Here is a 20130-nt window from a genome sequence, read left to right on the forward strand (position 1 = left end):
AGATTCTCCTCCTCGCCGCGGGCATCATCGGGGCGTCGCCCCGGTGATCACCTGCACTCCGGCACCGGAGCCCGACACCACATAGAGGGTGTTCGTGGCGCCGTCGAAGGCCAGGGTGTTGGGTTGCTGCACAGTTCGATAACGCACCTTCTCGACGGGTATTCCGGTGGCCAGATCGTAACCAACGACGGTGTTGGTCGCCGTCTGTGACACCCACGCCAGGTCCGGCGACCCGGTCACCCCGTACGGCGCGTCGTGCACGGGGTAGCGCTGGCGCAGGATCAGCGGCTCGGTGCCGTAGACCAGCAGCGCGCCGCCCCGGGTGTCGGTGACCAGCACCCGGCCGGCCGGATCCGTCGCCATCGAGGTCGCACCCTCACCGGCCCGCAGCGCCTGCTCGGAGGCCGCTCCGTCACCGTCGATCTCGGTGACCGAGGTCTGGCCGCGGTCCAGCACCACCATCGAGTCGTCCTGTGCGACAAGGACGTCCACCCGCGCGAACTTCTTCAGCGTGGCGCCGACCTCGGTGTCCGAGCGCAGGGTGTAGAGGGTGCCGTCGGCGCTGCCGAGCACCAGACGGCCGTCGTCGTGCCGGGCGATGGCGGTGAACTCGGTATCGGCGTGGCCGTCGACCTCCACCGGGGTGGCGGCCGCCGCGGCGACGTTCACCCGCAGATACCCACCCCGGGTGGACAGCCAGACCTCACCGCTGCCGTCACCGGTGAGTGCGGTGGCCTCCGCGGGCAGGGCGAGGGTGCGGGTCGGCCCGTCGGTCGGCAGCACCGTGAGCTGATCGGCGGGGCCGAGCACGACGAGCGCGGAGGTGCGCATATCGAAGAAGGCCGCGGTTCCCGGTGCGGAAAGCGGTTTCACCACACCGTCCGACACGCCGGTGACCGGCGGCGATGCGGCGGGCTGTGCAACGGGAATCGTCGGTGGTGGCGAATCGGCGGGGTGCGATGAGCATGCCGAAGCACATGCGGTCACCAGGGCCAATACCCCAGCCGTCAGGAGCTGGAATCCGGATTTCGTATGCAATGGCCCCAAAAACTCCTGATTTCGTTGTTGCGGTGATTCCGTTTTCAAATTTTAGGCAAACAAACCCAAGCCGGACACCGACATCAAATTGACGGTAGGGTGCGAAATATGACCCTGGCCCCGGGAACGGATCTGACGGCAGACGATTTTGCCATCGAGGACATCTCGACAGGCGTGCATGCCAGCGGATTCGGCGCGCTCGGCGATGGCCGTAGCTTCTCCTTTCACGTCGAAGACCGGCAATTCCTGGTCGTCGAGGTGTATCGCCCGCGGCTGAGCGGACCGGTCCCGCAGGACGAGGACATCGTCGCCATCGCCACCCGCAGCCTGACCGATATCGACGTCACCGATGAGCGCAGCGTAGCCGCCGCCGTCCGCGATGCCGTCGCCGGAGCCGAGCCGGTACGCACAGCACGCTGACAACAACCCCACGGTACGGTCGTCCGCGTGGCGGAGATGTCGTGGTTGCAGGTCGTCGTGCTTGCCGTGGTGCAAGGGCTGACCGAGTTCCTGCCGGTGTCGTCGTCGGGCCACCTCGCGATCGTGTCGGAGGCCTTTTTCGGCGGGGACGCGGGCGCGTCCTTCACCGCGGTCGTGCAGATCGGCACCGAGGTGGCGGTCCTGATCTATTTCGCCGGGGACATCGGCCGCATCCTGACGGCCTGGTTCGCCGGACTCACCGACGCGGCGCGGCGGACCCCCGACTACTGGCTCGGGTGGTGGGTGATCATCGGCACCGTGCCGATCGGCGTGTTCGGCTTCACCCTGCAGCACTTCATCCGCGACGACATCCGGAATCTGTGGATCATCGCCACCGCACTCATCGTCTTCTCATTCGTCATCGCCGCGGCCGAATATCTCGGCAAGCAGACCCGCGACATCCAGCAGTTCACCTGGCGCGACAGCCTGATCATCGGGTCGGCGCAGGCACTCGCCCTCATCCCGGGCGTCTCCCGGTCCGGGGTCACCATCAGCGCCGGGCTGTTCCTGGGCCAGAAACGCGAGGCCGCGGCACGTTTCGGCTTCCTGCTGGCCATCCCGGCGGTGCTCGGGTCCGGACTGTACGAACTGCGTCACGTTTTCGAACCCGGCGCCTCGGGAATGAGTGCCACGGTTGCCCAGATCGTGGTCGGCACGCTCATCGCGTTCGTGGTCGGCTATGCCGCGGTCGCCTGGTTCCTGCGGTTCCTGGTGCGCCACAGCATGTACTGGTTCGTCGGTTACCGGATCATCCTCGGCACGCTCGTCCTGGTTCTGCTCGCCACCGGCGTGCTGGCCGCGCAGTAACGGAAAAAGGACCTTCATGACCGTCATCCTGCTGCGGCACGGCCGCTCGACATCGAACACCGCGCACACCCTGGCCGGCCGCTCCGAAGGCGTCGATCTCGATGACAAGGGCCGCGAACAGGCCCAGACCGTGGTCACCCGGATCGGTGACCTGCCGGTCAAGGCCATCGTCCGCTCGCCGCTGCTGCGCTGCGAGCGGACCGTGGAGCCGTTGGCGGCGGCACTCGGGGTGCAGCCGGTCGTCGAGGACCGCATCATCGAGGTCGACTACGGCAGCTGGACCGGTCGCACGATCGGTGAACTGGTCAAGGAGCCGTTGTGGAAGGTGGTTCAGCAGCAACCCAGCGCAGCGGTCTTCCCCGACGGTGAGGGACTGGCGCAGGTGCAGGCCAGGGCGGTCACCGCGATCCGCGAGCACGACCGCAATCTGGCCGCCGAACACGGCGGGGACGTGCTGTGGGTGGCCTGCACGCACGGTGACGTGATCAAGGCGGTGCTGGCCGACGCGCTGGGGACCCACCTGGACACCTTTCAGCGCATCACCGCCGACCCCGCCTCCATGAGCGTCATCCGCTACACCGACACCCGTCCGTTCGTGCTGCATGTCAACCACACCGGCAGCGGGTTGACCGCGGCATTGAGCGCCAAGCCCGCCGCCGCTCCGGAATCGGATGCGGTTGTCGGCGGCTCCACCGATTGAGGTAGCCCCGCTACCGGTATTTTGAAAGGTGCCATGGCCCGCGCAATCCACGTCTTCCGCACACCCGACCGCTTCGTGGCCGGGACCGTCGGGCAGCCCGGGAACCGAACGTTCTACCTGCAGGCGGTACACGACAAGCGGGTGGTGTCGGTGATGCTGGAAAAACAGCAGGTGGCGGTGCTCGCCGAACGGATCTCGGCGCTGCTGGTGGAGATCAACCGGCGATTCGGCACCCCGATCCCGCCCGACACCGGCGAGGTCGGCGACCTGCATCCGCTGCTCACCCCGGTCGATTCCGAATTCCGGGTCGGCACGATGGGGCTCGGCTGGGACTCCGAGGCACAGACCGTGGTGGTCGAACTGCTCGCGGTCTCCGAAACCGAGTTCGACGCCTCCGTGGTGCTCGATGATGCCGAAGACGGTCCGGACGCGGTCCGGGTGTTCCTGAGCCCGGAATCGGCGCGCGAGTTCGCCACCCGGTCCAACCGCGTCATCTCGGCGGGCCGGCCACCGTGTCCGCTGTGCGATGAGCCACTGGACCCCGAGGGGCACATCTGCGTCCGCACCAACGGCTACCGGCGCGGCGCGTTCGGTGCGGTCGAAGAAGATGAACCCCCGTTCTGAGGAGCAGGTACTGACCGACGGCGACCTCACCGTCATCGGCCGTATCCGCTCCGCGAGCAATGCCACCTTCCTGTGCGAGGCGCAGGTGGGGGACCAGCAGGTGCACTGCGTCTACAAGCCGATCGCCGGCGAGGCCCCCCTGTGGGACTTCCCCGACGGCACGCTGGCCGGCCGCGAGCGCAGCGCCTATCTGGTGTCGGCCGCGCTGGGGTGGGATGTCGTGCCGCACACCATCATCCGTGAAGGACCGGCCGGGCCCGGGATGGTGCAACGCTGGGTGGACCAGCCCGGCGACGCGCTCACCGAAGACGTCCAGGACGACGAGGCGGGGGCCGACGACGACCCGGGCGAACCCGACCTGGTGGACCTGCTGCCCGCCGGCCATGTGCCGCCCGGTTACCTGGCGATCCTGCAGGCCTACGACTACGCCGGCGACCCGGTCACCCTGGTGCACGCCGACGACGACCGGCTGCGCCGGATGGCGATCTTCGACGTGCTGATCAACAACGCCGACCGCAAGGGCGGCCACATCCTGGCCGGGGTCGACGGCAGCGTGCGTGGCGTGGATCACGGTGTGAGCCTGCACACCGACGACAAGCTGCGGACCGTGCTGTGGGGCTGGGCCGGAAAACCGGTCGACGACGACTCGCTGGCCGCGATCGCGACCCTGCGCGAGCAGCTGAACGGCGATCTGGCCGATCAGCTCCGGGAGCACATCACCGCCGGCGAGGTCGCCGCACTCAGAGCCAGAGTTGTTGGCCTGCTGGAGCGTCCGGTGATGCCGACACCGGATCGGCACCGGCCGATCCCGTGGCCGGCGTTCTAGCCGCGCGGACCGAACCCCTCGAACGGATTCCACGACTGGCTGCCCCGGATGTGCAGGTAGTAGGCGTAGTTGGCGGTCGTCATGATGGCGCCGGCGAAACCGAAGGTGACGGCCTGGGACAGGAAGTTCGGCGCCTGCAGCACCGACAGGGCGACACCGATCCCGACACCGGCGCCCAGGATCGTGGTTCCCTTGCGCCACATGCCTTTCACGTAGAAGTAGAGGAAGCCGAACAGGAACGCCCACACGTTGGACGTCAGCCGGACCTTGTCCCAGAACGGCAGGGTGCGGTACGCCGCCTTGGCCACCGGATTCGAGTTGGGCAGACCATAGAGGTCGAAGAAGGCGAACCGGCGCTGCCAGCTTGCGGCGAGCTCGCCGGCTTCGGGTGCGGTCATGTGCCGTGCCTTTCGATCCTGGGTGTCGGGCATCATCCTGATTCATCGGGCGGTGCCGTGGGGCGTTTCCCGCGCACGCAATACTGAGTCGGTGAATCCCGCTGAGCAGACCGACGCCGCGGTGGCCGCGATGGTGGCCGCCGAAGCCGGTGAACTGCTGTTGGCCGTCCGCGAGGAGGTCGGCTTCTACGACTCCTATGACCTCGGGGACGCCGGGGACCGCCGCGCCAATGTGTTGATCCTGAAACGTCTTGCCGAGTTGCGGCCCGGGGATGCGGTGCTCTCCGAGGAGGCCGTCGACGACCGCTCCCGGGTGGACGCCGACCGGGTGTGGATCGTCGACCCCGTCGACGGCACCCGGGAGTTCTCGATGGCAGGGCACGCCGACTGGGCGGTGCACATCGCGCTGTGGCAGCGCAACGGCACACCGGAAGGCTCGATCACCGACGCCGCAGTGGCGCTGCCCGCGGTCGGCGAGGTCTACCGGACCGACACGGTGCAGGCACCGCCGCCGCGCCGCGAGGGACCCATCCGCATCACGGCCAGCACCTACCGGCCACCGGCCGTGCTGTGGTGGCTGCGTGAGCATCTCGATATCGAGGTGGTCCGCATCGGCTCGGCGGGCGCCAAGGCGATGGCGGTGGTGCGCGGCGACGTCGACGCCTACATCCACGCCGGCGGGCAGTGGGAATGGGATTCGGCGGCACCCGCCGGGGTGGTGCAGGCCGCCGGTCTGCATGCCTCACGCCTGGCCGGGGCACCGCTGATCTACAACCGGCGCGACCCGTATCTGCCCGATCTGCTGATGTGCCGGACGGAGCTGGCCGGGCCGCTGCTGGAAACCATCCACGCCGCGTTCTGAGCCGCCGGGAATGGAATCGCGTACGAACTTGTCGGTTCCCATGAGTGACCACACCATCGGAAGGCATCGGTGACCGAACACCTTAGAGTCGACGTCATGCAGTCCTGGCCGGCGCCGACCGTTCCCACGTTGCCCGGTACGGGTGTGCCACTGCGGCTCTTCGACACCGCCGACCGCCAGGTTCGCCCGGTATCCCCAGGTCAGACCGCCACCATGTACGTCTGCGGAATCACTCCCTACGACGCGACCCACCTCGGGCATGCGGCGACATACCTCACCTTCGACCTGATCAACCGGGTATGGCGGGACGCCGGCCACGACGTGCACTACGTGCAGAACATCACCGATGTCGACGACCCGCTGTTCGAACGCGCGGCCCGCGACGGTATCGGCTGGCGCGAGCTCGGCGACCGCGAGACCCAGCTGTTCCGCGAGGACATGGCGGCGCTGCGGGTGCTGCCCCCGCGTGACTATGTGGCCGCCACCGACGCCATCGCCGAGGTGATCGCCCTGGTGGAGAAGATGCTGGCCTCCGGGGCCGCCTACGTCGTCGACGACGCGCAGTACCCCGACATCTATTTCCGTGCCGACGCCACCACCCAGTTCGGCTACGAGTCGGGCTACGACCACGAGACCATGTCGCGGCTTTTCGCCGAGCGGGGCGGCGACCCGGACCGGGCGGGCAAGACCGACCCGCTGGACGCGCTGCTGTGGCGCGCCGAGCGTCCCGGCGAGCCCAGCTGGCCCTCACCCTTCGGCGACGGCAGGCCGGGATGGCACGTGGAATGCGCCGCGATCGCGCTCGACCGCATCGGCACGGAGCTGGACATCCAGGGCGGCGGATCGGACCTGATCTTCCCGCATCATGAGTTCTCCGCCGCACATGCCGAATCCGTCACGGGGGAGCGCAGATTCGCCCGTCACTACGTCCACGCCGGCATGATCGGATGGGACGGCCACAAGATGAGCAAGAGCCGCGGAAACCTGGTGCTGGTGTCCCGGTTGCGTGCCGACGGTGTCGATCCGGGTGCGGTGCGGCTGGGTCTGTTCGCCGGGCACTACCGCGAGGACCGCTTCTGGAGCCCGGCGGTACTCGAGGAGGCCGACGCCCGCCTGCGGCAGTGGCGCGCCGCGGTCGCGCTGCCGGCCGGACCGGATGCCACCGATGTGCTGAGCCGGGTCCGCCAGTACCTGGCCGACGATCTGGACACTCCGAAAGCGCTTGCCGCCCTGGATGGTTGGTGTACCGATGCGCTCACCTACGGTGGTTCGGACACCACCGCGCCCCGGCTGGTGGCCACGGCCGTCGACGCGCTGCTGGGTGTAAAGCTCTAATCACCACCGCGGGCGGTACGTTTGCCGCCATGGGTTCACTCAACGGCAAGGTCGTCCTCATCACCGGCGGCGCACGCGGTGTCGGAGCGGAGGTGGCCCGCCGGCTGCGCCGCAAGGGCGCCAACCTGGTGCTCACCGACCTCGACCCGGCGCCGCTGGCCGAACTGGCCGACGAACTCGGCGGTGAGGCGCACGTGCTGACCGCGCTGGCCGACGTGCGGGATCTGGCGGCCATGCAGCGCGCCGCCGACGCAGCCGTCGCCCGATTCGGCGGTATCGACGTCGTGGTCGCCAACGCCGGCATCGCCAGCTTCGGTTCGGTGCTGCAGGTGGATCCCGAGGCATTCCGGCGGGTCATCGACATCAACGTCGTCGGGGTGTTCAACACCGTGCGCGCCACCCTGCCCTCGGTCATCGAGCGGCGCGGCTACGTGCTGGTGGTGTCCTCGCTGGCGGCGTTCACCTCGGCACCCGGGCTCGCGGCCTATCACGCCTCCAAGGCCGGCGCCGAGTACTTCGCCAACACCTTGCGCCTGGAGGTCGCCCATCGCGGCGTGGACGTCGGATCGGCGCACATGAGCTGGATCGACACCCCGCTGGTGCAGGACGCCAAGGCCGACCTGTCCACCTTCCGCGAGATGCTCACCCGGATGCCCGGGCCGTTGAAGAAGACCACCACGGTCACCGAGTGCGGTGCCGCGTTCGTCAAGGGCATCGAGGGTCGCAAGAAGCGGATCTACTGCCCGCGCTGGGTCGGCGCCTTCCGCTGGATCCGGCCCCTGGTGTCGACGCCGATCGGTGAGCGCGACATCCGCAAGTTCGCCCCCGAACTGCTGCCCAAGCTCGACGCCGAGGTCGCCACCCTGGGCCGCTCCACCAGCGCCCGCATCGAATCGCTGGAACAGCGGTGACCCGGCTGCTGTGGGTGCTGGCCCTGATCGCCTGCGTGGCCGGCTGCAGCACCCCGGACAAGGAACCCGAAGCGGCACCGCCGGGCACCACGGCCCCGCAGGAACAGCCGGTGGACCTCGATCAGCTCCGCGCCATCGCCAAGGACGCCTACATCTACGGGTTCCCGATGGTGGACAACTACCGGGTCCAGTACGCCTACTTCGTGGACAAGCAGAACCCCGAATACAAGGGCGGATGGAACGAGATCCACAACACCGCCCGGGTCTACACACCCGCCGACACGGCCATCCAGACACCGAACTCGGACACCCCGTACTCCGCCGTCGGCGCCGATCTGCGCGCCGAACCGCTGGTCCTCACGGTGCCGCCGATCGAACAGGACCGCTACTACTCGCTGCAGTTCGTCGACGGCTACACCAGCAATTTCGCCTATGTGGGCAGCCGGACCACCGGCAACGGCGGCGGGCGATACCTGCTCGCCGGTCCGGGCTGGCAGGGCGAGAAGCCCGAGGGCATCGACGAGGTGATCCGTTCGGACACCGACCTGGCGTTCGTGCTGTACCGCACCCAGCTGTTCGGGCCGTCCGATCTGGAGAACGTGAAGAAGATCCAGGCCGGCTACCAGGTGGCGCCGCTGTCGGTGTTCCTGAACCAGCCGTCGCCCGCCCCCGCGCCGGCGATCGACTTCGTGCCACCGCTGACCCCGGATCAACAGCGCACCTCCCCGCAGTTCTTCGAAATCCTCAACTTCGTCATGAAGTTCACCCCGGCACTGCCCGAGGAGCAGGCGCTCCGGGACCGGTTCGCCCAGATCGGCATCGGCGCCGACGGAGATTTCGACGCCGACGAGCTGACCCCCGAAGCGCGCGAGGCAATCGTGAGCGCCATGGCCGACGCCAACACCGAGCTCGCCGACTTCACCAAAAACGAGATCGACACCGGCAAGGTCACCTCCGCCCAGCTGTTCGGCACCCGCCAGGAACTCAAGGGCAACTACCTGTACCGGATGGCCGGTGCGGCGCTGGGCATCTACGGGAACACCGCCGCCGAGGCCATCTATCCCGTCGCCGCGAAGGATTCCGCGGGCGCACCGCTGACCGGTGCGGGGGAGTACACCTACCGGTTCGCACCCGATCAGCTGCCCCCGGTGAACGCGTTCTGGTCGCTGACCATGTACGAGCTGCCCGCCAGCCAACTCGTGCAGAATCCGCTCAACCGGTACCTGATCAATTCGGCGATGCTGCCCAACCTGAAGGCCGACCCGGACGGCGGCTACACCCTGCGCATCCAGCGCGATTCGCCAGGACCGGACCAGGAGTCCAACTGGCTGCCCGCTCCGGAGGGACCGTTCACCCTGATACTGCGGCTGTACTGGCCCAAGCCGGACGCGCTGAACGGCACCTGGAAGGCACCAGTGCCGGCGAAGGTCTAGCGGCCCCGCCTGCGCAGATACCGCTCGAATTCGGCGGCCAAGGCGTCCCCGTCGATCTTGGCGACCGCCTCGTTCATGTCGACCTCGGCGTCGCCGCGTTCCTCCAGGGACTGCACGTACTCGGCGATCTCCTCGTCCTCGGCGGTCATCTCGGTGACCGCCTCCTCCCACTCCTCGGCCGCGGTCGGCAGGTCGGCCAGCGGGACCTCGATGTCGAGAACGTCCTCGACGCGGCGCAGCAGCGCCACGGTGGCCTTAGGGTTGGGTGGCTGCGACACGTAGTGCGGGACGGCAGCCCAGAACGTCACGGCCGGGATACCGGCCTGCACACAGGCGTCCTGGAACACCCCGGCGATACCGGTCGGGCCCTCGTAGCGGGTCTCCTCGAGGCCGAAGAACTTCGCCGAGTCCGACGAGTAGGCGGCCCCGGATACCGGCACGGGCCGGGTGTGCGGGGTGTCGGCGAGCAGCGCACCCAGGATCACCACGGTGTCGACGTTGAGCTTGTCGGCGATGGCCAGCAGCTCGGCGCAGAAGGTGCGCCACCGCATGTTGGGCTCGACTCCGTGCATCAGCACGATGTCGCGGTCGCTGCCGGGCGGGCGGCAGTGCGAGATGCGCATCGACGGCCACACCAATTCGCGGGTGACCCCGTCGATCTGCCGGATGACCGGACGATTCACCTGGTAGTCGTAGTAACTCTCGTCGTCGATCTCGACGATGGTCTCGGCCTCCCAGATGGAGTCCAGGTGTTCCAGTGCTCCGCTGGCCGCGTCACCGGCGTCGTTCCAGCCCTCGAAGGCGGCCACGACGACTGTGTTCTGCAGGTCCGGCAGGCCGGGCACGCTCGCATCCGACGGTGTCACACTGCCAGCGTAAGCCCTGCATCGCGGTGATGAGCTGCAGCGGGCCGCGCGGCGATTTGCCGGCGGATACCCCGCCCCACGGCGGTCACCGCGTCCAGATGAAATACCCTCGGCGACAAGACGGTTGATCGTGGCGACCATGCCAGTGCCGGCAGATCGATCACAGCCACGAGACGGCGTCCGAAACTCGGTGGAAAGACGACGTAGACTTTTCTGGTCGAGAGGCGTTGCAACGGATCCGGGTACCACCGGGGTCCGCCACGCTCGGCAGAGTTAAGGACGCCTTCCGCTACGGAAGGAGTGCCCTGTGAACGCCGCGAAATCGGACGTCTCTGCGCCGGACACCTTTGTGCCGAACATCCGCCCCGACTGCACCGACGAACTGACCGCCGCGCTGCGCGGGCGGATCATGGTGATCGACGGCGCGATGGGCACGGCGATCCAGCGCGACCGGCCCGACGAGGCCGGATACCGCGGCGACCGGTTCACGGAGTGGCCGACCGCGCTGCAGGGCAACAACGACCTGCTCACCCTGACGCAACCGCAGATCATCGAGGCGATCCACCGCGAATACCTCGAGGCGGGTGCGGACATCCTGGAGACCAACACGTTCAATGCGAACGCGGTCTCGCTGTCCGACTACGACATGGCGGACCTGAGCTATGAGCTGAACTACGCCGGCGCTGCCCTGGCCCGCACAGCAGCTGACGAGTTCAGCACCCCGGACAAGCCCCGCTACGTGGCGGGCGCGCTGGGGCCGACGACGCGGACCGCGTCGATCTCGCCGGACGTCAACGACCCCGGAGCCCGCAACGTCTCCTACGACCAGCTGGTCGCCGCCTACCTCGAGGCCGCCAACGGCCTGGTCGACGGTGGATCCGACATCATCATCGTCGAGACGATCTTCGACTCGCTGAACTCGAAGGCCGCGGTGTTCGCCATCGAGACGCTCTTCGAGGAGCGCGGACGCCGCTGGCCGGTCATCATCTCGGGCACCATCACCGATGCCTCGGGGCGGACGCTGTCCGGCCAGGTCACCGAGGCGTTCTGGAACGCGATCAGGCATGCGAAGCCGCTCGCGGTGGGTCTCAACTGCGCCCTGGGTGCGCCGGAGATGAGGCCCTACATCGCCGAGGTGGCGCGGATCGCGGACACCTTCGTCTCCTGCTACCCGAACGCCGGCCTGCCCAACGCCTTCGGTGAGTACGACGAATCCCCGGAGGCCCAGGCCGGCTACATCAAGGAGTTCGCCGAGGCCGGCCTGGTCAACCTGGTCGGTGGGTGCTGCGGAACGGCGCCGCCGCACATCGCCGAGATCGCCAAGGTCGTCGAGCGCGTGGCACCGCGCACATTGCCGGAGATCCCGGTGGCCACCCGGCTCTCGGGCCTGGAGCCGCTCAACATCACCGACGGCTCGCTGTTCGTGAACATCGGTGAGCGCACCAACATCACCGGCTCCGCCCGGTTCCGCAACCTGATCAAGGCCGAGGACTACGACAGCGCCCTGTCGGTGGCCCTGCAGCAGGTCGAGGTCGGTGCGCAGGTCATCGACATCAACATGGACGAGGGCATGATCGACGGCGTTGCCGCGATGGACCGGTTCACCAAGCTGATCGCGTCCGAGCCGGACATCAGTCGCGTCCCGGTGATGATCGACTCCTCCAAGTGGGAGGTCATCGAGGCGGGCCTGAAGAACGTGCAGGGCAAGCCCATCGTCAACTCGATCTCCATGAAGGAGGGCGAGGAGAAGTTCGTCCGCGAGGCCCGGTTGTGCCGCAAGTACGGCGCTGCCGTCGTCGTGATGGCCTTCGACGAGCAGGGGCAGGCCGACAACCTGGAGCGCCGCAAGGAGATCTGCGGGCGTGCCTACAAGATCTTGACCGAAGAGGTCGGTTTCCCGGCCGAGGACATCATCTTCGACCCGAACTGCTTCGCACTGGCCACCGGTATCGAGGAGCACGCGACCTACGGGATCGACTTCATCGAGGCGTGCGCCTGGATCAAGGAGAACCTGCCCGGGGTGCACATCTCCGGCGGCATCTCCAACGTCTCGTTCTCGTTCCGCGGCAACAACCCTGTGCGCGAGGCGATCCACGCGGTGTTCCTGTTCCACGCCATCAAGGCGGGCCTGGACATGGGCATCGTCAACGCCGGCGCGCTCGTGCCCTACGACTCGATCGATCCCGAGCTGCGGGACCGGATCGAGGACGTGGTGCTGAACCGTCGCGCGGACGCGGCCGAACGGCTGTTGGAGATCGCGGAGCGGTTCAACAGTTCCGAGAAGGCCGACGATCCGGTGGCCGCGGAATGGCGCAGCTTGCCGGTGCGCGAGCGGATCACGCATGCTCTGGTCAAAGGCATCGACGCCGATGTCGACGCCGACACCGAGGAACTGCGGGCCGAGATCGAGGGCGCCGGAGGGCGGCCGATCGAGGTGATCGAGGGTCCGCTGATGGACGGCATGAACGTCGTCGGCGACCTGTTCGGCGCGGGCAAGATGTTCCTGCCCCAGGTGGTGAAGTCGGCGCGGGTGATGAAGAAGGCCGTTGCCTACCTGCTTCCGTACATCGAGGCCGAGAAGGAGCAGAACGGCACCACAGCGGCCAAGGACACCAACGGCACGATCATCATGGCGACGGTCAAGGGCGATGTCCACGACATCGGCAAGAACATCGTCGGGGTCGTGCTGCAGTGCAACAACTACGAGGTGATCGACCTCGGGGTGATGGTGCCTGCCCAGAAGATCCTGGACGCGGCCAAGGAGCACAACGCCGACATCATCGGGCTGTCCGGCCTGATCACCCCGTCCCTGGACGAGATGGTCAACTTCGCCGTCGAGATGGAGCGCCAAGGCCTGGAGATCCCGCTGCTGATCGGCGGGGCGACCACATCGCGCGCCCACACCGCGGTGAAGGTGTCGCCGCGTCGCAGCGGTCCGGTGGTGTGGGTCAAGGACGCGTCCCGCTCGGTGCCGGTCGCCGCGGCGCTACTGGACGACAAGCAGCGGCCGGCCCTGCTGGAGGCCACCGAGAAGGATTACGCGTCGCTGCGCGAGAGGCACGCCCAGAAGAGCGAGCGGCCGATGCTGACGCTGGAGAAGGCGCGCGCCAACCGGACGCCGATCGAGTGGGACGGCTACACCCCGCCGGTACCCGCGCAGGGTCTCGGCGTGCGCGAATTCCTGGACTATGACCTCGCCGAGCTGCGCGAGTACATCGACTGGCAGCCGTTCTTCAACGCCTGGGAGATGAAGGGCCGCTTCCCCGACATCCTCAACAACCCGGTCTCCGGCGAGACAGCCCGCAAGCTGTACGACGACGCCCAGGAGATGCTCGACACCCTGATCAAGGAGAAGTGGCTGACCGCCAACGGGGTGATCGGCTTCTTCCCGGCGAACGCCGTGGGCGACGACATCGAGGTCTACACCGATGAGACCCGCACCGAGGTGAAGACGAAACTGTTCAACCTGCGCCAGCAGGGCGAGCACCGAGACGGCATCCCCAACCGGTCACTGGGTGACTTCGTCGCACCCAAAGAGACTGGAGCCGCCGATTTCATTGGCGCCTTCGCCGTCACCACCGGGCTCGGCAGCGGTGACAAGATCACCGCGTTCAAGGCCGACAACGACGACTACAGCGCGATCCTGCTGGAGTCGCTCGCCGACCGGCTGGCCGAGGCGTTCGCCGAACGGATGCACCAGCGGGTCCGCAAGGAGTTCTGGGGATTCCAGCCCGACGAGCAGCTCGACAACGAGGCGCTGATCGCGGAGAAGTACCGGGGAATCCGCCCGGCGCCCGGCTACCCGGCCTGCCCGGAACACACCGAGAAGGCGACGCTCTGGGAGCTGATGGACGTCAAGGAGCGCACCGGCATCGAACTCACCGAGTCGATGGCGATGTGGCCCGGCGCCGCCGTCAGTGGCTGGTACTTCAGCCACCCGCAGTCGCAGTACTTCGTGGTCGGCCGGATGGCCCAGGATCAGGTCGCCGACTACGCCAAGCGCAAGGGCTGGACGCTGCAGGAAGCCGAGCGCTGGCTCGGACCCAACCTCGGTTACAACCCGGAGGATTGAGGCTCAGGCGAACTGTTCGGCGTTGGCCGCCGCCCACTGTGTCATCGACAGCGCAGGGGTGCCGGTCAGCCGCTCGACCAGGTCGTTGGCGTGCTGCGGTCCCGACTCGCCGTCGAACAGGTCCAGGTACCAGTCCACGCCGGCGCCCATCACCGGCCGCAGCAGCGCCTCGGCCTCGGCCCGGTCGCACCGCTGCATCCGCACGGGCGTGCCGAGGCCGGCGCCGATCTGGCGGGCGATCTCCGCACGCGTGATGGCTTCCGGTCCGGTCAGCTCGTACATCTGGCCCAGGTGAGCGTCCTGCGGATCGGCCAGCAGGTGCGCGGCGACCCGCGCGATGTCGTCCATGGACACCGGTGACTGAATCGCATCGGGCGCGAGGTCGCGCACCACACCCGTCTTGATCTGCGGAGCCCACATGGCGAAGTTCTCGCAGAACTCGCCGGGGCCCAATTGGGTGCTGGCCACCGGGGTGGCGGCGATCCGGTCGGCCTGTTCCTGCCAGTGCGCGGCCCCGGAGAGCGCCACCACATATTTCACCCGGGCCGCGGCGATCATCTCGCAGGTGATGCCGATGGTGCGCGGGAACGGCGCCAGGTAGATCTGGTCGACGTCGGCGAGCGCGGGCGACAGCGTCTCGGGCCTGCCCAGAAATCCTGTGACCACTTCCACACCGGCGGGCAGATCCGCCTTCGCCGGATCGGAGGTCAGGGCCCGGATATCCGGGACACCCAGGTCGAGTAGTCGATCGACGACCCGGCGGCCGATGTTGCCGGTGGCGCCCGTCACAAGAACCGTCATGGCGACCACGCTAGCCGTGTCCGCCGAGCTGCTCAGGTTTTCCGGCCTGCCACGATCAATGAGACAATCGGGGACATGCGTGCAGTGCTGTGGGATATGGACGGCACCCTCGTCGACTCCGAAAAGCTTTGGGATATCGGCCTCCAGGAGCTCTATCGCCGGCACGGCCGGGAGCTGAGCGACGAGGTGCGCGCCACCACCATCGGTGGGTCCAGTGAGGTCGTGATGCAGATCGTGTACGCCGACCTCGGTCTGGACCCCGATCCCGCCGACATCGCCCGGACCGCCGACTGGTTGCACGACTATGTCGGTGAGCTTTTCGAGACCGGCCTGCCGTGGTGTGCGGGCGCGCGCGAGATGCTCGACGAACTCGCCGCCGACGGTGTGACGATGGCGCTGGTGACCAACACCCGCCGCGCGCTCACCGAGAAGGCCCTCAACAGCATCGGCCGCCACTACTTCACGGTGACCGTGTGCGGGGACGAGGTGCCCGCGGGCAAGCCGTCCCCGGACCCGTACCTGCGGGCCGCCGCGTTGCTGGGTCTGCAACCCGAGCACTGCCTGGCCATCGAGGATTCGGTGACCGGCACCACGGCCGCCGAAGCCGCCGGATGTGCAGTGCTGGTGATCCCCAACGAGATCGAGGTGCCTGCGGGTCCGCGGCGCCGTCATGCCGAGTCGTTGGCCGAACTCAGTGTGGCCCAGCTCCGGGACGTGCACGCCGATCTGGGAACCGAAGTCGGCGAACGCACCGCCTGACCCCGTCTGGGAGTGCGCACCGAGTCATGATCGCGGTGAGTTTTTACCTCGCCGAGCGCTGCCATGCCTTTCTATTCTAGAAAGTTGTGACCACTCACCATTTTTCGCGCCGGCGTGCGCTGCAGTTGCTCGGACTGGCAGGCGGCGCGGCGGTGCTCGCACCGGTTCTGGCCGCCTGCGGCTCGTCGTCGAGTACCAGCGCATTGCCCAAAACCGCTCCGGTATCCGGCCGATTCGACGGCGTGACCCTCAAACTGCTGGTCAACCAGCCGCACGTCACGTCCTTCCGGGACATCCTCGCGCCGGCCTGGGCGGCGGAGACCGGTGGCGCGCTGGAAGTCACCGCCGCCCCCTATGACCAGCTGACCAGCAAGCAGATCCTCGATGTACAAAGCGGCACCGGGGAATTCGACGTGTTCGACTACTTCTACTTCGGGCTGGGCGACCTCGTCGACGCCGGGGCACTGGTGGATGTCACCGAGTGGATCGACAACAACACCGACGCCATCGACGTCAGCGGCTATCTGCCGTCGATCTATGATCCGTACACCCTGCTCGACGACAAGCGGTACGGACTGCCCTACGACGGGGACGTCCACATTCTGTTCTTCAATGCCGAACTGCTCGAACGCTATCGGGTGGAACCGCCCAAGACCTGGGACGAGTACGACGAGGTCGCCGCCAAGATCACCACCGATGCCCGTGGCAGCGCCTACGGCGCGATCGTGTCGGGTCAGCAGGTGCCGATGATCTTGGGCTGCTCGTACATCAACCGGCTGACCGGATACGGGGGCAATCTGCTCACCGCCGACGGTAAGCCGGACCTGACGTCGGAGGCGTCCGTCGCGGCCCTGCGTCACCTCGTCGATGTCGCGCCCGCCGCACTGCCCACCCCGCTGCAGATCGGATTCGATCAGGCCAATCAGGCCTTCCTGAGCGGTCAGGGCGCCCTGCTGGACACCTGGACCGATATGGCGCTGCGGGCCGAGGATCCGACGGCGTCGAAGATCGCCGGCCGGTGGGGAGCGGTGTCGCTGCCGGTGGGCGGCTCGAACACCACACCGCGCACCGCACTGGATGCCGGTTTCGGACTGGGCATTTCGACCGCGTCGAAGAATCAGGACGCTGCGGCGGCCTTCCTCAACTGGGCCACCGCGGCCCCGCAGAACCTGAAGGTGTCCTCCACCGCGGGCGCAGGCATCGACCCGGTGCGTGGGGACGTGCTCGATTCCGATGGCTACGCCAAGGTGGTGACCGGGGCGATCGAACCGATCCGGCAGGGCCTGCACGGCGATCCGTTGGTGTGGCCCAAGGGTAAAGGTGCGCCGAAACTGTTGCAGGATCTCGTCGATCAGCTCGCTCTCGCGATCGCGGGCACCCAGACCGTCGAGCAGTCACTGGAGAACGCCCAGAAGAGCTGGGAGAACGCCGCGACATGATCCGTCGCGTCCCGCTCTGGCTGGCGCTGCCCGCCGTCGCTGGACTGGTGTTGTTCCTGGTGTACCCGACCGCGTATCTGATCGCCTTGGCGCTCACCGATTCGTCATTGGGAAATCCGTTGCGGGCCTTCACCGGAGCGCAGAACTTCCACACCGCCTTCGACGCGCCGGCCTTCGTGCCATCACTGTGGCGCTCCACGCTGTTCGCGCTGGTCGCCACGACCGCCACCACCGGGATCGGCCTGCTGCTGGCGGTGCTGCTGCGGGCCCGCGGTACCCGGTTCGGCGCCGTCGGGGCGCTGCTGCTGCTGCCACTGGTCACCGCGCCGGTGCTCATCGGGGTGGCCTGGAAACTGTTGCTGGCACCCGTCGGCGGCGGCCTGTCGGATGTACTGTCGGCTGTCGGCCTGGCCGGCGCCAACCCGCTGGGCTCGGGGGCGGGGGCGTATGCGGTGCTGCTGAGCATCCACATCTGGCAGTGGACGCCGTTTGCGGTACTCGTGCTGTTCGCCGCCCTCGGCGTGGTGCGTCCCGAGCTGCAGGAATCCGCGCGGATCGATGGGGCCGGGCCGTGGCGCACCTTCACGAGCGTGACCTGGCCGGCGATCGCGCCGACCGCCTGGGCGGTGTTGATCCTGGAGCTCGTGATCGGCTACCGGGTGTTCGACCTGATCGTCGTGATCACCTCGGGCGGGCCGGGTTTCGCGACGACGCTGTCGCCGTACCTGATCTACCAGACCGGCTTGCGCGGAAGCTTCGACATGGGCACCGCGGCGGCGCAGACACTGGTGTTCGCTGCCGTCGTCGGCGTGGTGGCAACGGTCTTCACCGCCGCGCGGTCCCGGTCGGTGGAAGCTGAGCGCGCATGACCACACGTGTGCTGATTCGATCGGCTCTCGCCGTTGTGGTGCTGATCGTGCTGATCCCTGTGGGCTATCTGGTGTCGCTGTCGGTGCGCCCGCCTGCCGACGTCCTGAACTCCAGTCTGCTGCCCGGCGAATGGACATCGGCGAACTTCACCTCCGTGTTCGACACCATCGCGCTGGGCACCATGCTGCAGAACTCGTGGATATCGGCGGTGGGCGCAGCCGTGCTGGCGGTCGCGATCGCCACTCCCACAGCGTATTTCACCGCGCGCCGATTCGGCGGTGAGCGATTGCTGACCGTCCTGCTGGCCGCATACTGCGCACCGCCGATCGTCGCGGTCATCCCGCTGTTCTTCCTGTTGCGCAGCGCCGGTCTGACCAACAGCATGGCGGGCCTGATCGTGGTCAACGGGATCGCGAACGTTCCGGTCGCCGCCTGGCTGATCGACGGTTTCGTCCGGCGCATACCGATCGAGATCGACGAGGCCGCCGTCATCGACGGACTGTCGGTGGCCGGCGCGTTCGCCAGGGCCGTGCTGCCTCTGCTGTGGCCCGGGGTGATCGCGGCCCTGCTGGTGGTGTTCTTCCTGTCCTACAACGACTTCCTGTTCGCCGTGTATCTCGCCGTCACGAAGGAGAGCCAGACCTTGACCGTCGGACTTTCGCTGTTCCAGGGGGACCGCAACGTCCAGTTCGGGCAGCAGGCCGCTGCGGGACTGCTGGGCATCCTGCCCGTTTATGCGCTGGCGCTGGCGGCCCAGCGGTTCCTGGTCGGCGGTCTGGCGACCGGAGCCACCAAGTGACCGCACTCGAGTTGACCGGTCTCACGAAGAGTTTCGGCGACGCGACCGTCGTGGACGATCTGACGTTGACGCTGCCCGACGGATCGCTGACCGTGCTGGTCGGCCCGTCCGGATGCGGCAAGTCCACCACGCTGCGCATCGTCGCCGGACTTGAGTCGGCCGACGCCGGCACCGTGCACATCGGCGACCGGGATGTCACCGCGGAGACTCCGCGGCGGCGCGATGTGGCCATGGTGTTCCAGAACTACGCGTTGTACCCGCAGCTGACGGTGGCCCGGAACATCGCCTTCCCGTTGCGGAATGCCGGAGTGGGCAGGGCCGAGGCCGCCGCCCGCGCCGCCGAAGCGGCAGAACGCGTCGGCATCGCCGGACTGCTCGACCGCAAACCGCGTCAGCTCTCCGGCGGTCAGCAGCAGCGGGTGGCGATCGCCCGGGCCCTGGTGCGGACCCCGTCGGCCTTCCTCTTCGACGAACCGCTGAGCAATCTCGATGCCAAGCTGCGCGTCGAGTTGCGCACCGAGATCCGCAGGCTGCAGCAGCAGACCGGGATCACCGCGCTCTATGTCACCCACGACCAGGAGGAGGCGATGACGATCGCCGATCAGCTGGTGGTGCTGCAGTCCGGTCGCATCGCGCAGAGCGGGACACCCGAACAGCTGTACCGGCGCCCGGCCAACACATTCGTCGCAGGGTTCATCGGATCACCGAGCATGAACCTGGTCGAAGGCCAGGTGCGCGGGGGCAGCTTCGAGTCCGGTGCGCTGCGGTGGCCGGCACCCGGCGCCGATGGGGCGGTCGTTTTCGGGGTGCGCCCGGAGGATCTCGTCATCGAACCGGACGATGCCGGTGAGGGCCGGCTGGATCTCATCGAGCTGTTGGGACCGCGCTACGCGGTGATCGTGGAGGTCGGCGAACACCGCATGACCGCGGTCGTGGAGGCGGCCACGGTGGCGGCCTGGGACACGCCCCCGGGACCCGGTGCACCGGTGCGTGTTCGGGTGCGACCAGGCCGGGAGCATCTGTTCGATGCGGTGGGCGGGAATCGCCGACCGGACTGAGCCGGTAACCGACCCTTTGGGACGGCGACTGTGCGATTGTGATGTGACACGC

At 67.8% G+C, this 20130-nt stretch carries 19 protein-coding genes; 15 read left to right on the forward strand and 4 right to left on the reverse strand.

The genetic code is table 11. The annotated features are described in order from the left end of the window. Positions 1–24 precede the first annotated feature (24 nt). Positions 25–1038 (reverse strand): YncE family protein, encoded by a 1014-nt coding sequence (locus ASE48_RS01475; protein WP_057165223.1) that lies wholly within the window; start codon positions 1036–1038, stop codon positions 25–27. 108 nt (positions 1039–1146) lie between these two features. Here ASE48_RS01475 and ASE48_RS01480 point away from each other — a divergent pair, with 108 nt between their 5' ends. Genes ASE48_RS01480 through ASE48_RS01500 form a run of 5 tightly spaced genes read left to right on the forward strand, consistent with a single transcriptional unit; the run spans position 1147 to position 4475 of the window. Then, positions 1147–1458 (forward strand): hypothetical protein, encoded by a 312-nt coding sequence (locus ASE48_RS01480; protein ID WP_057165224.1) that lies wholly within the window; start codon positions 1147–1149, stop codon positions 1456–1458. Positions 1459–1494: 36 nt separating this feature from the next. Beyond that, complete coding sequence (locus ASE48_RS01485) at positions 1495–2325, forward strand: undecaprenyl-diphosphate phosphatase (protein ID WP_057165567.1); 831 nt, start codon at positions 1495–1497, stop codon at positions 2323–2325. A gap of 16 nt (positions 2326–2341) precedes the next feature. Beyond that, the gene (locus ASE48_RS01490; protein WP_057165225.1) at positions 2342–3025 is read left to right on the forward strand and encodes a histidine phosphatase family protein; all 684 of its coding nucleotides are present in this window, start codon (positions 2342–2344) and stop codon (positions 3023–3025) included. 33 nt (positions 3026–3058) lie between these two features. Beyond that, the gene (locus ASE48_RS01495) at positions 3059–3649 is read left to right on the forward strand and encodes a DUF3090 domain-containing protein (RefSeq protein WP_057165226.1); all 591 of its coding nucleotides are present in this window, start codon (positions 3059–3061) and stop codon (positions 3647–3649) included. Continuing rightward, entirely contained in the window at positions 3633–4475 is an 843-nt protein-coding gene (locus ASE48_RS01500) for an SCO1664 family protein (protein WP_057165227.1), read from the forward strand. Before ASE48_RS01495 ends, ASE48_RS01500 begins: the two co-directional genes overlap by 17 nt. Here the strand turns inward: ASE48_RS01500 and ASE48_RS01505 are convergent. Next, complete coding sequence (locus tag ASE48_RS01505) at positions 4472–4873, reverse strand: DUF2628 domain-containing protein (protein ID WP_057165228.1); 402 nt, start codon at positions 4871–4873, stop codon at positions 4472–4474. The two genes, ASE48_RS01500 and ASE48_RS01505, sit on opposite strands and share 4 nt — an antisense overlap. Before the next feature lie 130 nt (positions 4874–5003). Between ASE48_RS01505 and ASE48_RS01510 the strand changes: the two genes are divergently transcribed. From ASE48_RS01510 to ASE48_RS01525, 4 genes are all read left to right on the forward strand, one after another. Continuing rightward, positions 5004–5735, forward strand: a complete 732-nt coding sequence (locus ASE48_RS01510) for a 3'(2'),5'-bisphosphate nucleotidase CysQ (RefSeq protein WP_057165568.1) — start codon at positions 5004–5006, stop codon at positions 5733–5735. 96 nt (positions 5736–5831) lie between these two features. Then, complete coding sequence (gene mshC, locus ASE48_RS01515) at positions 5832–7070, forward strand: cysteine--1-D-myo-inosityl 2-amino-2-deoxy-alpha-D-glucopyranoside ligase (RefSeq protein ID WP_057165229.1); 1239 nt, start codon at positions 5832–5834, stop codon at positions 7068–7070. A gap of 29 nt (positions 7071–7099) precedes the next feature. Next, on the forward strand, positions 7100–7981 hold the full coding sequence (locus ASE48_RS01520; protein WP_057165230.1) for an SDR family oxidoreductase: 882 nt from the start codon (positions 7100–7102) through the stop codon (positions 7979–7981). After that, entirely contained in the window at positions 7978–9414 is a 1437-nt protein-coding gene (locus ASE48_RS01525; protein WP_057165231.1) for a DUF1254 domain-containing protein, read from the forward strand. Before ASE48_RS01520 ends, ASE48_RS01525 begins: the two co-directional genes overlap by 4 nt. Here ASE48_RS01525 and ASE48_RS01530 read toward each other — a convergent pair. Beyond that, positions 9411–10280: a PAC2 family protein gene (locus tag ASE48_RS01530; RefSeq protein WP_057165232.1), complete on the reverse strand. Its 870-nt coding sequence runs from the start codon at positions 10278–10280 to the stop codon at positions 9411–9413. The two genes, ASE48_RS01525 and ASE48_RS01530, sit on opposite strands and share 4 nt — an antisense overlap. 409 nt (positions 10281–10689) lie before the next feature. Here ASE48_RS01530 and metH point away from each other — a divergent pair, with 409 nt between their 5' ends. After that, positions 10690–14352, forward strand: coding sequence for a methionine synthase (metH, locus tag ASE48_RS01535; protein WP_235570679.1), 3663 nt, complete (start codon positions 10690–10692; stop codon positions 14350–14352). Between the two features lie 3 nt (positions 14353–14355). Here the strand turns inward: metH and ASE48_RS01540 are convergent, their stop codons facing one another. After that, entirely contained in the window at positions 14356–15153 is a 798-nt protein-coding gene (locus ASE48_RS01540) for an SDR family oxidoreductase (RefSeq protein ID WP_057165569.1), read from the reverse strand. Positions 15154–15228: 75 nt separating this feature from the next. On the opposite strand from ASE48_RS01540, the gene ASE48_RS01545 reads away from it, so the two are divergent. The 5 genes from ASE48_RS01545 (at position 15229) to ASE48_RS01565 (ending at position 20078) form a co-directional block, all read left to right on the forward strand. Further along, entirely contained in the window at positions 15229–15912 is a 684-nt protein-coding gene (locus ASE48_RS01545) for an HAD family hydrolase (protein WP_057165234.1), read from the forward strand. A gap of 86 nt (positions 15913–15998) precedes the next feature. Further along, positions 15999–17351, forward strand: a complete 1353-nt coding sequence (locus ASE48_RS01550) for an ABC transporter substrate-binding protein (RefSeq protein WP_057165235.1) — start codon at positions 15999–16001, stop codon at positions 17349–17351. Beyond that, positions 17348–18220: a carbohydrate ABC transporter permease gene (locus ASE48_RS01555; RefSeq protein WP_057165236.1), complete on the forward strand. Its 873-nt coding sequence runs from the start codon at positions 17348–17350 to the stop codon at positions 18218–18220. The genes ASE48_RS01550 and ASE48_RS01555 overlap by 4 nt, the downstream gene beginning before the upstream one ends. Further along, positions 18217–19020 carry a carbohydrate ABC transporter permease gene (locus ASE48_RS01560; RefSeq protein ID WP_057165237.1) on the forward strand — a complete coding sequence of 268 codons (804 nt, stop codon included), beginning with the start codon at positions 18217–18219 and terminating at the stop codon, positions 19018–19020. The genes ASE48_RS01555 and ASE48_RS01560 overlap by 4 nt, the downstream gene beginning before the upstream one ends. Next, positions 19017–20078 (forward strand): ABC transporter ATP-binding protein, encoded by a 1062-nt coding sequence (locus ASE48_RS01565; protein WP_057165238.1) that lies wholly within the window; start codon positions 19017–19019, stop codon positions 20076–20078. The genes ASE48_RS01560 and ASE48_RS01565 overlap by 4 nt, the downstream gene beginning before the upstream one ends. Positions 20079–20130: the final 52 nt, after the last annotated feature.

This window comes from Mycobacterium sp. Root265, assembly GCF_001428895.1.
Classification (GTDB): domain Bacteria; phylum Actinomycetota; class Actinomycetes; order Mycobacteriales; family Mycobacteriaceae; genus Mycobacterium.